Source organism: Corynebacterium singulare (assembly GCF_000833575.1).
GTDB lineage: Bacteria > Actinomycetota > Actinomycetes > Mycobacteriales > Mycobacteriaceae > Corynebacterium > Corynebacterium singulare.
This window is the reverse complement of sequence record NZ_CP010827.1, coordinates 893,631-907,785: the sequence shown is the minus strand read 5'-3', so window position 1 is coordinate 907,785 and position 14,155 is coordinate 893,631. Positions and strand designations below refer to the sequence as shown.

The following is a 14,155-nucleotide window of genomic DNA, read 5'->3' as shown; positions in this document are numbered from 1 at the left end:
TGAGCCCTACAGGGGTGTCGACACTTCTCACTGTCCATCCGTATAAGGCTCCCCAAGCATTGGAAGGCTTATGACTTTTTCAATCATTGCTCGCGACAGCTCAGGTGCCATTGGCCAAGCTGTTTCGTCTTCTTCACCCGCAGTCGCTGCTCGCTGCCTCAACCTTCGTAGCGAAATCGGTGCGGTGTCATCCCAAAACATCACCGATCCACGGTTCGGTCCGGTACTTTTGGGGCGACTCGAAAATGGCAGTTCAGCTCAAGAGGCGTTTGACTGGCTCAAGGAGAATGACTCCACGCTGGATTACCGACAAATTACGATTCTTCCAGCGAAGGGTCCAGGTTTCTCTCACTCTGGAGTCCACACGCTTGGTACGCACAACCAGGTTGTCGGCGATAACTGTGTAATTGCCGGAAATATGCTCGCATCGGAAAAGGTTATCGACGCGATGCTTCGCCGATTTGAAAGCACTAGCGGTGAACTCGAGCACCGTTTGCTTGAAACGATGATCGCTGGCCTGGAGGCCGGTGGTGAAGCTGGCCCAGTTCAGTCTGCTGGTTTAGGCGTCGTTCGTGACGCTGGGTGGATAGAAACTGACCTGCGGGTGGACTGGTCTGATTCGCCGATTGCTGAACTCGAGAAGCTACTCGAAATTTGGATGCCCCAACGCGATGACTACGTGACGCGCGGAAAATCACCGCACACCGCTCCTTCCTATGGGGTGCCTGGCGATGAATAAGTATAAAGAGAGGGCGCGCGAAGCTATCCACAAGGAGTTGAGTGCTCTCATCGAGCTTTCTGAATGGCTTCATGAAAATCCCGAGATCGCTTGGGAGGAGGTTGAGTCATCTAAACGATGTGCAAACTTCTTGCGTTCACGTGGCTTTGATGTTGAAGAGAATTACGTAGCAATCCCTACATCATTTCATGCAGTGAAAGGCTCGGGTTCTAAGCGAATTGGGATCATGGCGGAATACGACGCACTGCCAGGTATTGGGCATGCCTGCGGCCATAATCTGATTGCTGCCATGTCTCTCGGGGCTGGTATCGCTCTTTCCGAGGTCGCGGAAGAACTGGATCTCTCAGTAGAGATTTTCGGAACTCCAGCAGAAGAAGGAAAGGGCGGGAAGGTTGAGATGCTAGACCGCGGCGCTTTCGATGGGCTGCACTTTGCAATGATGTCGCACCCCGCCCCCGTTGATGTCGTAAGGGCTAAGCCATTCGCCGTTCTGCATTGGGAAGTAAATTTCACTGGCCATGCGTCACATGCGGCTTCCTACCCAACCCAAGGCGTCAACGCTGCCGATGCTTTTACAATCTCAGAAGTTGCCATTGGTTTACTACGGCAGCAGCTTCCCCCGACTGTGCGTGTGCACGGGATTGTCACTAAAGGTGGTGATGCTCCAAACGCTATTCCTCACCGCACACAAGGGCGCTGGTACGTACGAGCGTCAACGATGGAAGAACTGGAGGCTACGTCCCAAAAAGTAATCAACTGTTTCAAAGCTGGGGCTCTTGCCACCGGTTGCGAAGTCTCCATCATCGATGAGTCGAAACCGTATTCCGACTTCGTTACTGATGAGGCTGGCCTCGGATACTACGAGAAAAATGCCCTTCTCCTTGGACGTGAATTGCGTACAGATGGCCCTGAAACATTAATGAGTCAAGCCTCAACTGATTTTGCTAACGTCTCCAATATAACTAGGGCAATACACCCTTATATCGGTGTGGGTTCTTATCCTGTTTTGAACCACCAAGAGGCTTTCGCCGATGCATGCGTAGGCGAAGTCGCTAACCAAACGCTTTCGGATGGTGCCACTGCTCTTGCGTGGACAGGAATTGATGTCGCCCTGGATTGGCTGAAGGAGCATTCCGGCTAATTGCATTTCCAAAGCGTTAGAACAAGTTATTGAGCTAGCTGTCCTCTTAGATTAAAGGCCTTCCGAAATTGCCGATGGCAATTATCTAGCGAGTGTAGATTCGAATTATGGCTGATTTCGACTTCGTTCCCGGAAAAAAGAATTACCCCATCGAAGCTTTTGCACCAGATGGCGAACTGTGGTGGGAGTCTAAACAGCGCGGTACGACCGGAGCAGTTCCAAGAATGGCATCCTGGCTTCGTTGGAACGTCGAACTAGGAGGCCGGTTTACTACGCGTCAGCTCAGAGAGACGCTCAACATCAAGAATGAACACGCACAGCGAAGGCAACGAGAACTTCGCGACTACGGTTGGGAGTACCTTTCAGCCAAGGAGGAACCGAGCCTTGGCGAGGATTGCATCCTTGAAAAGTACGGCTGGTGGCCCGGAGAAGGACCTCGCCCAAGCCGAGACTCCATTTCTGCGAAACTACGTCGGCAGGTTTTCGAACGTGACGGCGGGCGCTGTGTTCTATGCGGACGAGCCGCCCGTGAAAAGTATGATGACGGTTCAACAGTCGTTCTAACCGCTGGCCATATCAGAGCAAACTCACATGGTGGAACGGCTACGCTTGACAATCTCCAGACTGAGTGCCGTGTCTGCAACGAATCAGCACGAGCAGATACCGGTTCGACTGCTGATCCCCAAAGCGTAGTAGAACAAGTTAAGAGTTTGAAAAAGTCCGATCGCCTAGAAATGCTCTCTTGGATTCGGGCTGGCCAGCGAACACGAACTAATCTGGACCGTGCATTTGATGAGTACCGTCTTGGTGGACCGCTTGTTCAAACCGCCGTGCTCGATTATCTCGAAAGAGTCGAGGAACGCTAACTAGTTTTGCTATCTGTCGCCTCAAAGGCACTACGGATTTGAAGACCAACTGCCTTAGCTACGGGCGGCGGAAAAGCGTTACCAATTTGACGACAAGCGTTGGTCTTTCGACCTGTAATTTCCCAAGAATCAGGGAATCCCTGAATCCTCGCCAACATCTTAGGGGTCATCCGCGGTTGGCCGTTGAAATCTTGCTCTGGTGCCTCATCTGCAATAGTCGTGCCAATGACATTCATCTCCAGCCAAGCTTTCCGCGCGCGAGTTGGTCCTAAGTCTGGCCCACCATGCTTCTTTGAACCGCCAACAAGCGTCGGAGCGATTTTATTCGCACTTCTGGCCCAAGACTTTGCCCCTTTCCAACCGTTAGCGGACATTAGATCAACTACTGCTTCTCCAACTGTTGGTGCCTCTTCCGGATGCTTCTCCGGCCATTCAAAGTGCTCCCAATCCTCAGGTCTCAGAGCAATCAAGATCGCCCGCGGACGAAGCTGCGGAACTCCATAATCTGAAGCGATTATGAGCTTCCATTCGGCGATGTAGCCAGCCTTCTCTAAACGAGAGAGAATCTCCTTACGATATTCCTCAAATTTAGGATCCATAAGACCTCGAACGTTTTCAAGCAAAACACCGCGCGGGTTAATAATTTCTACAAGTTCGATTGCGCGCATGAAAAGATCACGCTCGTCTTCCTTACCGAGTTGCTTTCCTGCAACACTAAATGGAGGACAAGGTACCCCTCCTGCAAAGAGGTCAATACCGTGGTGCTCGGGCGCAGGCTCCCACTCGTTGAGATCAGCTTGCAGTACATTCCATTCAGGACGATTATGACGCAACGTTTTCGTACACCAGCTTTCGATCTCAATTAAAAGATCGTGCTCGAAGCCCGCCATCTCCAGCCCCAAGGCCTGCCCTCCAGCACCAGCGCATACCTCGATCGATGAGTAAAGTTGAGCCATCTTCTCTTACCTTTCATAGAGCGTGCTTGAGCTTTTTCGCTTTACACACTTGCCCCAGCCTCATTTTGTCTCCATCACGCTACAGGAGGGGCAAGACATACAGGCCACTGCCCCTAGGACTCGAGAAGCCGCCAAAGGCTCTCAAGCTCCCCCGAGAGGTGTCCACTGAGAATGTCAGCTATCAAAGACCGTAAGCCTAGTGATTCCAGCTTGATTCAAACAATCAAGGGCTAACGAGCGAGCCGAATCTAACAGTGTTTCTGGGTCCGAGATGTCTACCGTTACAGTGACGGGAATGAAACGAGTGATCGGCAGCGGCTTTTCACTAAAAAAGCGAATATCCCTAGGAGCAGAGATCTCCAGTGGCCTAGCCCCGGTCCACTCCATACCGATCCTAACGTCGTACCCTCTGACTCCCGTAAGCCGAGAGTACTCGGCCATCAAAGCTACGAGATCGCCTGCAACAACCGCAAGCCTATACGAGCTAACTAATGACGTCCCAGATCCTGCCACCGCTTCATCTAGGCGACACAACACAGAAATAGCACCATCGTCGTGAAACTCAACATATGTTTCCGGCCTCTCCCAATCGCGGTCCTCAGCAAATCTCCAGCTCCTGAAGCCTCGCCGACAGCTTTGATAACTAGCTGTCAATGGAGTTATCCCACCGTCATATTGCTTACGTATTACGTGGTCCTTGGCCGCTAGAGCAACTTTTACAATAGTTGTGGCTTCCCGTTTGAACCCAATAGCGCTCGAAGTCGGGTAGGCAACGCCCGCCATCCAATAGCCTTCATCTGCTCTGAGCTGAATAGTTCTTTCGAAAAGTACCTGAAGTTGCTCATCAGCCCTTGCCTGTGCTTCAAATCGCTGGCGGTACAAACGAGCGATTTCCGGCTCGGTGAGCCACTCAGAATAGGCGCCATTCCTGACTGGGACCGCAAGGGTCCGCTTATCTTTTTTCTCCACAAAATACATATGCGGCGCCTGCCTGCTTGCAGGTACCACAAGAACGAGAGCGTTGTTCTCTCGCCCTTCGTCCACTCGGTGAAACTCAAGCCCGTTCAGTGGCGGAGCGATACTTCCATAAGCCAGTTGTAAGACTGCTTGCTCAAACTCAGGACCGGTACTTCCTGCTGAGCTCCGAGTTCCCGCTTGATCTTTGTTCTCGCTGCTCTCGCGAATGCCGTATACAATCACTCCACCTCCCGTATTAGCCATGGCACACAAATCCTTCTTCATGTCACCGGCAGCTACAGCGGAGGCGGGGGGAACTTTCTCTTTAAAGTCCAAATCCGAGGCTTCCTCCACCCCGAACTCGACTAACTTGTCGAGCATTTCAGAAGTGATCTTTTCAGTGGGGCCGAGCCCCAATGCACGGTGAAGCGATGTGAACATAGCCTCAAGTATAGAGAGTTTTCGCTAGTCTTTTCGAGTCACTAAGGATTAATCGTCATCTGGCAGACCCACAACAAATCCCCCGCCTCAATGTGAGACGAGGGACGGAGGATCGAGGGCTGAGCGCTAGTTCAGGCCCGGAATCTTCGGCAGCGGCGGCTGCGGGATGTTGAGGCCGAAGATGCGGTTGACGGTCGGGATGAGGGCATAGGCGGCACCGCCCAGGACGGCGATGACGGCAACGATCGGGAAAATCACCTTGGCGCCGTTGCTCGAGCCGGCGAAGAAAGCCTCACCGATACCGCTTGCGGAAGGCTCCTTCGTATTGGTCGGCTCAGTGGGCTTGGTCGGTTCGGTAGTGGACTCAGACGGGGAGGTAGACGCAGAAGAGGACGGCTCTTCCTCCTTCACAGCCGGGCGAGCGGTGAGCCATTGGTCCGGGGTGAGAACGCCCTGGGTCAGGCGGGTCTCACCAATCCAGCCATACCACGGGTCCTGCGGCGTACGGTTATCAAAGCCAGCACCCATGACCCACTGCAGTTCGCGCGGGAGGAGGCCTTCAGCACCCTTGGCATTGCGCAGGATCGGGGCACCATTGATGAACATCTCCACGGTGTCGGAATCCGGCTTGTTCACCACCGCGATGTGCATCCATTCATCGGTGGGAACCTCGTGGGACCAGACAGTAGAGCCGGAGCCTTCCTTGGGCTCCGCCCACCAGCGCAGCTCGCGCAGGTTGGAGATGCCGAACATGACGGTGGGATCGGTGTCATCGGAGCCGTCGACAAGCTCAGCAATGCTGGAGTCACGAGACAGCGCACTTCCCCAGCCGTGCTCAGAGCCGTTGAAATCCTTCGGAATCTTCACGAAGGACTCGAAGGTGTAGCCCGCGGAGGTATCGACCTTGTTGATGGCAGCGCCTTCCTTGGACCGGAACTCCGCCATCGAAGCCTTGCCAGCCGGGTCAGACCAGTACAGGGAACCGGAATCGGAGGACAGCGGGTGGTGGTCAGTGCTGTAGGTGATGCGCTCGCCCACGTTGGACGGGCCGCCTTCGCGGACAAGGTCACCAGCACCATCGGCACCGAAGGCATCGGGGATGACTGCACCCTCGGTGGCCACATCGCCTTCGGCAAGCTGCTTGCCATCCTTGTTCTTGGTCTGACCAGGACGCCAGTGGAAGACAGTTTCTTTAGCCTTGACGTAGTCGTTCGGGCCTTCCGGCAGCTGGTCCTTCGGGATGGTGTACGGGGTGTAGCCTTCCTCAGCGATGTCGCGGGCCTTCTGGCCTAGGTCGGGGTCATTCTCATCGCCGATGGTCCACTCCGGGGCGAAGTCCGCGAAGCGCTCCTTGAAGTTGAGCGGCACGTGGTAGCTATCGCCCTTGCCGTCGAGGATGAGCTTGTCGAACTGCGTGAGCTCCTTAGCCGGCTTCTGCGCTACCCACGGGGACAGTGCGGTCATCTCCAGCTCATTGCCGGAAAGATCGAACTCGAGCACGCCGAGCAGACCGTTACCGCCCTGGTACGCCATCTGGTAGTCCTGCAAAATGCCGATAACATCGTGGCCAGCATCGTTCTTGTCTACGCGGTAGCCGGCGCCGTGGTGGTGGCCGCCCATGGTGAGGAAGATCTGGTCATTCTTCTTGATGAACTTGTCCCACAGACCCTGGCCGTAGTCATCGGAGTAGAACACCTTGCCAGAGCCATCAATGTTGAGAACCTCGTGGCTGGTGAGGATGACTGGCAGGTCCGGGTGCGCATCGAGAACGCCCTGGGCCCACTTCAGAGCTTCGTCGTCCGCGCGCCAGGCCAGCGCCAAGACCAGGTACTTCTGCCCCTCAGCCTCAAAAATGTGGTACTCAGAGTCATTGTTCACCGCGGTGTGGCGCTCCTGGAAGGTCTCCGGGTTGGCGGCCTTGGCGCGCTTAGCGCTGAAGTAGTCGTTGTACGGGTGTGCCGACTTGTCATCGATCATGTCGTGGTTGCCCGGCAGAACGGAATAATTCAGATCCGACTCATCGAGAACCTTCATCGCCTCGTCCGCGACCTTCCACTCGCCATCGATGTCCGCTTGGTCCACGACGTCACCGAGGTGGGTAGCGAAGTCCATATTGAGGGCCTTTTGATTCTTTACCAGCCACTCTGTCTGTGCCTTGTAGGGCTCGCTGCCATAGCGGGCCTGAGCAAGGTTTCCGGTCTCCGGAGTGGAGTAGCGGGAGTAGAACTGGGTATCCGGCAGCACGCCAATGCTGAAGCGCGAGCCCATTCCTTCTTCTGGCTCGGCGGCGCTAGCCGGGACCACGAGGAATGTTCCGGCCACCGAAGCGGTGACCAAGGTGCCAAGAAGGCGGCGAGTAGTCATAGTACTTCCAATCAAAGTGAATGTGGGTGAGATGAATCGGCCGAAAGAGACGACTGAAGAATAGTATTCCGAGTTGTCTCCTTCATGTCCGCAATATGAATAAATTTTTAACTGAACTCAATCGCTAGGATGGCCCTCATGAGCAATATCACGAAGAAGTACGGCGTCGACGTTACCCGCGTCAATACGGGTCACTACCGCGCCACAAATGCCGCCGGCGCCACCCTCGAGTTTGGAACCGGTGAGGGCCTCCTCAGCCCAGTCGAGCTGCTGCTGGCAGCCGTGGCGGGGTGCTCAGCAGTCGACGTTGATGTGGTCACTTCCCGGCGCGCAGAGCCTGAGCTTTTCGACGTCCACGTGGACGGCACCCGCATCAACGAAGACGGGGCTTCCCGGCTGAGCGAAGTCGACGTGGAGTTTTTCCTCCGCTTCCCCGACACCGATGCCGGCCGCCAAGCAGAGTCGATGATCGAGCGGCTCGTGCGCATTTCTCACGACAAGGACTGCACGGTATCCCGCACGGTGGAAAACCCCACCACCGTCACCTTCCGCACAAAGGAAGCTTAAGCACAAGGGCTATCGTCCTGGGCTACACCACTAGGGTTACTTTTCCAGTTACATGTGATGCAATTTTCAACCATTGTGACTAGAGTGTTTCCAGATACTCTTTTACCGTCAACTGTAGTGACATGCGGCGCCTTTCTATCCCTGTCCCCGCGCCGTCGTCCATGAGCCCGCTTGAGGAGAAACCGTGTCCCTGTCCCGTCGTTCCCTATTCAAGGTCAGCGCCATTGCGCTAGCCGCTGGTGCCGTTGGCAGCCAAGCCCCCGCCGCCCTCGCAGTGGGCCCCGCACTTGGCACCATCATTGATTTCTCCGCTGGTGTCCCTTCAGCCAACGCCATCAAAGCAGCCGGACACCTTGGCGCCATTCGCTACGTTTCCCAACGCCGCCCTGATGCACAGTGGATGAAGGGCAAGCCCGTAACCTTGGCAGAGACCAAGGCCAACGCCGCTGCCGGCCTCAAGACCGCCTCCATCTATCAGTTCGGCCGCGCAGAAACTGCTGACTGGCTCAACGGGGCCGCCGGCGCCGGTGTCCACGCCCCGCAGGCTATCGCCATCCATAAGGCCGCAGGAGGACCGACCGGCCGCCCGATTTACATCGCTATCGATGACAACCCAACGCGCGCACAGTACGAGAATCAGATTCGCCCCTACCTCGAGGCTTTCTCCACCGCGCTGACGGGCGCGGGATACCAGACGGGCGTGTATGGCAATTACAACGTCATCGACTGGTGCGTCGCTGACGGAATTGGTGAGTTCTTTTGGATGCACGACTGGGGTTCGGGCGGCAAGATTCATCCGCGCACCACCATCCACCAGCCAGCTAAACGTCAGGCCACTATCGACGGCGTCACGTGTGATATCAACACCGTGTACGCCCGCGACTGGGGCCAGTGGACGCCGGGCGACGGTTCGCTCTCCCTGCCGGATCTCAAAGACATCCCTGCTGTGCCGAACGACGCTCCACTGCCCGACATCTCCCTGCCCGATCCCACCGGCCGCGGCTCCAGCGCCGGCGGAAATGGCATCACCATCGCCGGCTCCTCAGTCAGCAATGACCAGGTTCGTGGCGCCATCGATGTCCTTAACACTGTACGCAAGGCGATGGGCTAGGGCTCCGTTACTTTTTGTCTGATGACGGCGACGTTGACGCGACTGTCGACGTCGCCTTTTTCTTTGTCTTTGGTTTCTTCGTCGTCGATGACGTGGTCGCAGTGCTCGACGAGGGCTTCGTCGTTTCAGACGACGAAGCAGTGGCCACCGTCGACGTGGTGAAGGACGGATTGGCTAGAGCTTCCTTATTCAGATTATTTCCCTTAACCAGGCTCTTGCCGGTGATTTCTTTGCGGACATACGAGGTAAGTTCACTCGCCGAGCCCTCAATAGATGCGGCAACGACGAAATTTTCGCTGAAGGAAACCGAGGAGTGGCGGTCCTTACTGTCGGACCATCCCCACTTCGTACCGACGACGTCGCTTAGCGCAGCAGTGCCATAATCCTGCTGGTATCCGTCAGCAGACACCTCGTCGGCGTGAGCCATGGCCACGAGTACCGGGTGGGTAGGGTCATCCTCCATGAGCTGCACAATGAATCTGACCACGTCATAGGTCGACGTTTTCGAATGCCCCCAGTCCTTCCCTGCCTTGGTTGAGGTAAGACCATACTCCCTGGCAATCGAGTCGATAGACCGTGGATATTTCTCAAAAAGCTTCCCGGCGCTCTCGTCGGATGAATCAGCAATCATCTCCAACGCGAGGTATTTGTCTTCGAAGGAGCCATGCTCGATGACATAGGTGGCGATGTAGAGCTTGATCAGGCTCAGCGCATAGCGGGGTTGGTGCTCTGTCGGCGAGCCCATGTGCATTCCGGTCTCGATGCGGTAGTACGTAATGGACTTCGACTTATCACCTGTGAGGAATTGACCCACGCTGTCATCAACGCCAGCCAGCTGCGGTGCACCTTTCCTGTGCGAGACGGGCGCTAGCGTCGCAGGTGCGGATCTCGTAGCACGACCTGAGTCTGAATCCTGCTCATTCGGCGGCGCGCAAGCGATGAGAACCGATGCACCAAGTACGCACGCCAGAAGGGCGGCACCAGCTCGTGCTGATACCGCCCTGTGCGATGGCTGCGAGTTAAACACGGAGTGTGAGTTTACCCGCTTCCCTCCTAGAAGTAGTGATCCACTATTGTCTTAGTGGTCAACCGGAGCCTCAACGCCGACACCGGTCAGGGAACGAACCTCCATCTCGGCGGAGAGCTCTTCGAGGTTGTCCGGCGGAGTCATGATGGACACGATCCAGCCTGCAAAGAACGCCAAAGGGATGGTCACAAGACCCGGGGAGGACAGCGGGAAGATAGACCAGTCAGCGTTAGGGAACATCGAGGTCGGAGTTCCGGATACTGCCGGGGACAGGAAGATGAGCACCAGACACGAGATAACGCCGGTGTACATCGAGGCCACTGCGCCTGCGGTGTTGAAACGACGCCAGTACAGGGAGTACAGGATAGTCGGCAAGTTCGCAGAGGCGGCAACGGCGAAGGCCAGGGACACCAGGAAGGCGACGTTCTGAGTCATGGCGAGAATACCCAGGATGATGGACGCTATACCGAGAATAACCACGGTGATCTGGGAGACGCGGACTTGCTCGGCCTCGGTGGACTCGCCGTTGCGGATGACAGAGTGGTAGACATCGTGCGCGATAGACGCGGACGCGGTAATGGCCAGGCCTGCCACAACGGCAAGGACTGTAGCAAACGCCACCGCGGAGATAACCGCCATGAAGATGGAACCGCCGATTTCCAGTGCTAGCAACGGCGCCGCAGAGTTTGCACCACCCGGCGCAGCGAGGATGCGGTCCGGACCAACCAAAGCGGCAGCACCGTAGCCCAGAACCAGGGTCATGAGGTAGAAGGCACCGATAATAACGATGGCCCACGTAACGGAGCGGCGAGCCTCGGTGGCAGTCGGCACCGTGTAGAAACGCATGAGAACGTGCGGCAGACCGCCAACGCCCAGAACGAGCGCAATACCCAGGGAGATAAAGTCAAGCTTGGTGGTCAGGTTCTTGCCATACTTCAGACCCGGCTCCATAATCTGGGAGGCCTCATAGCCGCCCTCCTTGATCGCAGCGGAGTTAGCGTGCATATCAATAGCCTGGCTAAAGAGCGTGCTAAAGCCACCTTTGAGCATGACGAAGGTCAGAATGCACATGATGACCACACCGGTCACCAGAAGCACGGCCTTGATCATCTGCACGTAGGTGGTGCCCTTCATGCCACCGATGAGAACGTAAACGATCATGAGGATTCCCACGATGCCGACCACGACTGCCTGCCACTTGAAATCGTGGATATTCAGCAGCACGGCCACGAGGGAACCTGCACCGGCCATCTGCGCGATGAGGTAGAACAGCGACACAAACAAGGTCGAGATGGCTGCTGCCACGCGGACCGGGCGCTGCTTAAGGCGGAAGGACAACACGTCTGCCATGGTGAAGCGGCCGACGTTACGCATCGGCTCCGCCACGAGCATAAGAGCTACGAGCCAGGCGACGAAGAAGCCGACCGAGTACAGGAAGCCGTCATATCCGTTCAGTGCTACGGCACCAACGATTCCAAGGAAGGATGCCGCGGAGAGGTAGTCACCGGAGATAGCAAGGCCGTTCTGACGGCCGGAGAAGCTACCGCCACCGGTATAGAAGTCCGACGCTTCTTTGGTGGACTTTCCGGCACGAAGCACCACGTACATGGTGATAACCAAGAAGGCGGCGAAAACGCCGATGTTCAGAATCGGATTGCCGGCGGAGGATTCCGCTGCGGCGACAGTAAAGGTCTGCATTGTTTAGCCCTCCAGTTCCTGGCGAATGGCCGCTGACTGCGGCTCAATGTTCTTGTTGGCGTAATTGACGTAGATGTACGTAATGACGAAGGTGGTCAGAAACTGAGCCAAGCCGAATACAAGGCCAATGTTCCAGCCGCCACCAATTTCAGTTCCCATGAACTCCGGCGCAAACACGGCTGCAAGTACGTACAGGACGTACCACAGAAAGAAGGCCACGGTCATGGGGAAAGTGAACTTGCGGTAGGTTCCGCGCAGTTTGCTGAACTGGGGGCTATCCCGCATGGCAATAAACTCTTGCGGCGTAGGTTCGCGGCGCGAGTTAAGCGAGGCAGGTGCATCAGTCATGTCGCTCTCCTTTGTGGAAATTATTTCTGCACAAAACGTCCACCGGGAATGAGGGACAGTGCCCTCGGTCACGTTTTGTCTTGATCTGTAAGTTACCGAACAGACTCTGCAAGGTTGTAAATCCTGCCAAGAAAAGTTGCCCACCTTAACATCAGCCACCCCCGCGATGCACTACAACATGCACCTATCCCCCGATTCTTGGCACCCCCGCTAATTCACCGCCCGCTCAAATCTAATTTAGCGAACCAAAAGTTAGCAGAGTTCTAGCCGACGACTTAACAACGTGCGAAGAGAAATCGTCACTTCATTGCCCAACGCCTCTCCCCGTTGCGTGATTGGACACAGCGAAACCCGCCTTCCTCCACTTCCCGAGCCTCCCCCTCCCCCAGCACTGGCGGGAGAATCGGGCGACGTGACGTGAAGAAAGACGGGCTAGCTTGTCTCAGTATGCGCGGGGTTACTCAGCTCCGGGGAACTCGCGCGGATCCTTGAACATGCGTCCAAATCCCTCACGGCCGTCAAGGGAATCAAGAACCTCGATGTCCTCGCGGGTCAATTCGATCGTGGCAGCCGCGAAATTCTCCTCAAGGCGCTCGCGACGGCTGGACTTCGGGATGACAGAAATCCCCTTCGCCATCAGATAAGCCAGCACCGCCTGCCCAGGAGTGATGCCGTGCTTCTCTGCAACGGCGGCAACCTCGGGGTTGTTGAGGATGACACCGCGCGCCAGCGGCGACCAGGCCTCTGTGACAATGTCGTGATTGTCGTGGAATTCCCGCAGCCCCGGCTGCGTAAAGCCCGGGTGCAGCTCCACCTGGTTCAGAACAGGCACGATGCCAGTCTTTGCCATGAGCTCCTGGAGGGTCTCCTCGTAGAAGTTTGCCACACCAATGGAGGCAATCTGCCCCATGCCCTGCAAACGAGCCATTTCCTCGAATGTCTCCACGTAGAGCCCTCCCTGTGGCCAGGGCCAGTGGATAAGGTACAGGTCAAGGTAGTCCAGCTGCAGCTTGTCCAGAGACTCACGGAAAGCCAAGTCCACCTTGCCTTTGCCGTGGTGGTCATGCCAGACCTTGCTGGTGATGAAGAGCTCATCACGAGTGACGTCACCGGCCTTCATGGCGTCGGCCAAAGCGTGACCTAGCTCCGTCTCATTCTCATAGAGAGTTGCTGTATCAAAGTGGCGGTAGCCCAGCTCGATAGCCTCGCGCACGCAGCGGGTGAGATCCTCACCGCGCAGTTTGTAGGTTCCGAGACCCAGCAACGGCATCTCGCGGTCATCATTAAACGTGGTTTGTGGGACACTCATGTCCCCCATTGTGCCCCACTGCGGCACACCGTGGGGCCGCCGAGCGCAATCACACACCTATCGTGTCCCCCGATTTTTGGGGACACCGTTCTTACCATCCCCATATACGCCGTATGCCCCGCCCATTTCCCCCTCAGCGCCTATCACGGCACTGGGGAGAAAGAGGCGGGGCACGTACCCTCGTGTGCGCGGTTTAGGCGCGAATCAGGTCAATGACGAAGGTCAGGGTGCGGCCAGACAGCGGGTGTGCGCCACCGGCAGGTCCATAGGCCTTCTCCGGCGGGATGACAAGCTTACGGCGGCCACCCACCTTCATACCCGGGATACCTTCCTGCCAACCGGCGATGAGGCCGGTCAGCGGGAACTCGATCGACTGACCGCGGCCCCACGAAGAATCGAACTCCTGGTTCGTCTCGTAGTCAACGCCAACGTAGTGGACCTCAACGAAGCCGCCCGGCTGGGCCTCGGCACCGTCACCCACCACGATGTCTTCAATGACAAGGTCTTGGGGAGCGGGCTCCGTTGCCGGCTCGATTACGGGCTTGTCCATTGGGGGATCTCCTCCTTGGATAAATTTTTCTTCTTTGGTGGCTGCAAATACTTAAGGCCGAGCCACATCGCCCCCAGTATA

The 14,155-nt window shown here is 56.4% G+C and carries 13 protein-coding genes; 5 read left to right on the top strand and 8 right to left on the bottom strand.

Annotation, left to right across the window (positions count from 1 at the left end):
• The first annotated feature begins 70 nt into the window (after positions 1–70).
• The 3 genes from CSING_RS04225 (at position 71) to CSING_RS13250 (ending at position 2,746) form a co-directional block, all read left to right on the top strand.
• The gene (locus CSING_RS04225; protein ID WP_042529994.1) at positions 71–739 is read left to right on the top strand and encodes a DUF1028 domain-containing protein; all 669 of its coding nucleotides are present in this window, start codon (positions 71–73) and stop codon (positions 737–739) included.
• Positions 732–1,880: a M20 family metallopeptidase gene (locus tag CSING_RS04220; protein WP_042529992.1), complete on the top strand. Its 1,149-nt coding sequence runs from the start codon at positions 732–734 to the stop codon at positions 1,878–1,880. Before CSING_RS04225 ends, CSING_RS04220 begins: the two co-directional genes overlap by 8 nt.
• 107 nt (positions 1,881–1,987) lie before the next feature.
• Positions 1,988–2,746: an HNH endonuclease gene (locus CSING_RS13250; protein WP_084226163.1), complete on the top strand. Its 759-nt coding sequence runs from the start codon at positions 1,988–1,990 to the stop codon at positions 2,744–2,746.
• Here the strand turns inward: CSING_RS13250 and CSING_RS04210 are convergent.
• The 3 genes from CSING_RS04210 to CSING_RS04200 all read right to left on the bottom strand — a co-directional run bounded on the left by CSING_RS04210 (position 2,743) and on the right by CSING_RS04200 (position 7,464).
• Positions 2,743–3,702, bottom strand: a complete 960-nt coding sequence (locus CSING_RS04210; RefSeq protein WP_042529990.1) for a DNA cytosine methyltransferase — start codon at positions 3,700–3,702, stop codon at positions 2,743–2,745. The genes CSING_RS13250 and CSING_RS04210 overlap by 4 nt on opposite strands.
• 174 nt (positions 3,703–3,876) lie before the next feature.
• The gene (locus CSING_RS04205) at positions 3,877–5,100 is read right to left on the bottom strand and encodes an AlbA family DNA-binding domain-containing protein (RefSeq protein ID WP_084226162.1); all 1,224 of its coding nucleotides are present in this window, start codon (positions 5,098–5,100) and stop codon (positions 3,877–3,879) included.
• A 126-nt stretch (positions 5,101–5,226) separates the two neighbouring features.
• Positions 5,227–7,464 (bottom strand): LamG-like jellyroll fold domain-containing protein, encoded by a 2,238-nt coding sequence (locus CSING_RS04200; protein WP_042529986.1) that lies wholly within the window; start codon positions 7,462–7,464, stop codon positions 5,227–5,229.
• A gap of 138 nt (positions 7,465–7,602) precedes the next feature.
• On the opposite strand from CSING_RS04200, the gene CSING_RS04195 reads away from it, so the two are divergent.
• Entirely contained in the window at positions 7,603–8,031 is a 429-nt protein-coding gene (locus tag CSING_RS04195) for an OsmC family protein (protein ID WP_042529984.1), read from the top strand.
• A 184-nt stretch (positions 8,032–8,215) separates the two neighbouring features.
• Positions 8,216–9,142, top strand: coding sequence for a DUF1906 domain-containing protein (locus CSING_RS04190; RefSeq protein WP_042529982.1), 927 nt, complete (start codon positions 8,216–8,218; stop codon positions 9,140–9,142).
• Between the two features lie 7 nt (positions 9,143–9,149).
• On the opposite strand, the gene CSING_RS04185 is transcribed toward CSING_RS04190, so the two are convergent.
• The 5 genes from CSING_RS04185 to CSING_RS04165 all read right to left on the bottom strand — a co-directional run bounded on the left by CSING_RS04185 (position 9,150) and on the right by CSING_RS04165 (position 14,074).
• A complete protein-coding gene (locus CSING_RS04185; protein ID WP_042529980.1) occupies positions 9,150–10,169 on the bottom strand; it encodes a hypothetical protein in 1,020 nt (339 codons plus the stop codon).
• 51 nt (positions 10,170–10,220) lie between these two features.
• Complete coding sequence (locus CSING_RS04180) at positions 10,221–11,867, bottom strand: solute symporter family protein (protein ID WP_042529978.1); 1,647 nt, start codon at positions 11,865–11,867, stop codon at positions 10,221–10,223.
• Between the two features lie 3 nt (positions 11,868–11,870).
• Positions 11,871–12,215 (bottom strand): DUF485 domain-containing protein, encoded by a 345-nt coding sequence (locus tag CSING_RS04175; protein WP_042529976.1) that lies wholly within the window; start codon positions 12,213–12,215, stop codon positions 11,871–11,873.
• Between the two features lie 457 nt (positions 12,216–12,672).
• Positions 12,673–13,533 carry an aldo/keto reductase gene (locus tag CSING_RS04170; RefSeq protein WP_042533129.1) on the bottom strand — a complete coding sequence of 287 codons (861 nt, stop codon included), beginning with the start codon at positions 13,531–13,533 and terminating at the stop codon, positions 12,673–12,675.
• 184 nt (positions 13,534–13,717) lie between these two features.
• Positions 13,718–14,074: an FKBP-type peptidyl-prolyl cis-trans isomerase gene (locus tag CSING_RS04165; RefSeq protein ID WP_039674461.1), complete on the bottom strand. Its 357-nt coding sequence runs from the start codon at positions 14,072–14,074 to the stop codon at positions 13,718–13,720.
• Positions 14,075–14,155 lie beyond the last annotated feature (81 nt).

Bases quoted from the DNA above. Each gene is read 5' to 3' on its own strand.
- CSING_RS04225 (WP_042529994.1), top strand. From the start codon at position 71: ATGACTTTTTCAATCATTGCTCGCGACAGCTCAGGTGCCATTGGCCAA.
- CSING_RS04220 (WP_042529992.1), top strand. From the start codon at position 732: ATGAATAAGTATAAAGAGAGGGCGCGCGAAGCTATCCACAAGGAGTTG.
- CSING_RS13250 (WP_084226163.1), top strand. From the start codon at position 1,988: ATGGCTGATTTCGACTTCGTTCCCGGAAAAAAGAATTACCCCATCGAA.
- CSING_RS04210 (WP_042529990.1), bottom strand. From the start codon at position 3,702: ATGGCTCAACTTTACTCATCGATCGAGGTATGCGCTGGTGCTGGAGGG.
- CSING_RS04205 (WP_084226162.1), bottom strand. From the start codon at position 5,100: ATGTTCACATCGCTTCACCGTGCATTGGGGCTCGGCCCCACTGAAAAG.
- CSING_RS04200 (WP_042529986.1), bottom strand. From the start codon at position 7,464: ATGACTACTCGCCGCCTTCTTGGCACCTTGGTCACCGCTTCGGTGGCC.
- CSING_RS04195 (WP_042529984.1), top strand. From the start codon at position 7,603: ATGAGCAATATCACGAAGAAGTACGGCGTCGACGTTACCCGCGTCAAT.
- CSING_RS04180 (WP_042529978.1), bottom strand. From the start codon at position 11,867: ATGCAGACCTTTACTGTCGCCGCAGCGGAATCCTCCGCCGGCAATCCG.
- CSING_RS04175 (WP_042529976.1), bottom strand. From the start codon at position 12,215: ATGACTGATGCACCTGCCTCGCTTAACTCGCGCCGCGAACCTACGCCG.
- CSING_RS04170 (WP_042533129.1), bottom strand. From the start codon at position 13,533: ATGGGGGACATGAGTGTCCCACAAACCACGTTTAATGATGACCGCGAG.
- CSING_RS04165 (WP_039674461.1), bottom strand. From the start codon at position 14,074: ATGGACAAGCCCGTAATCGAGCCGGCAACGGAGCCCGCTCCCCAAGAC.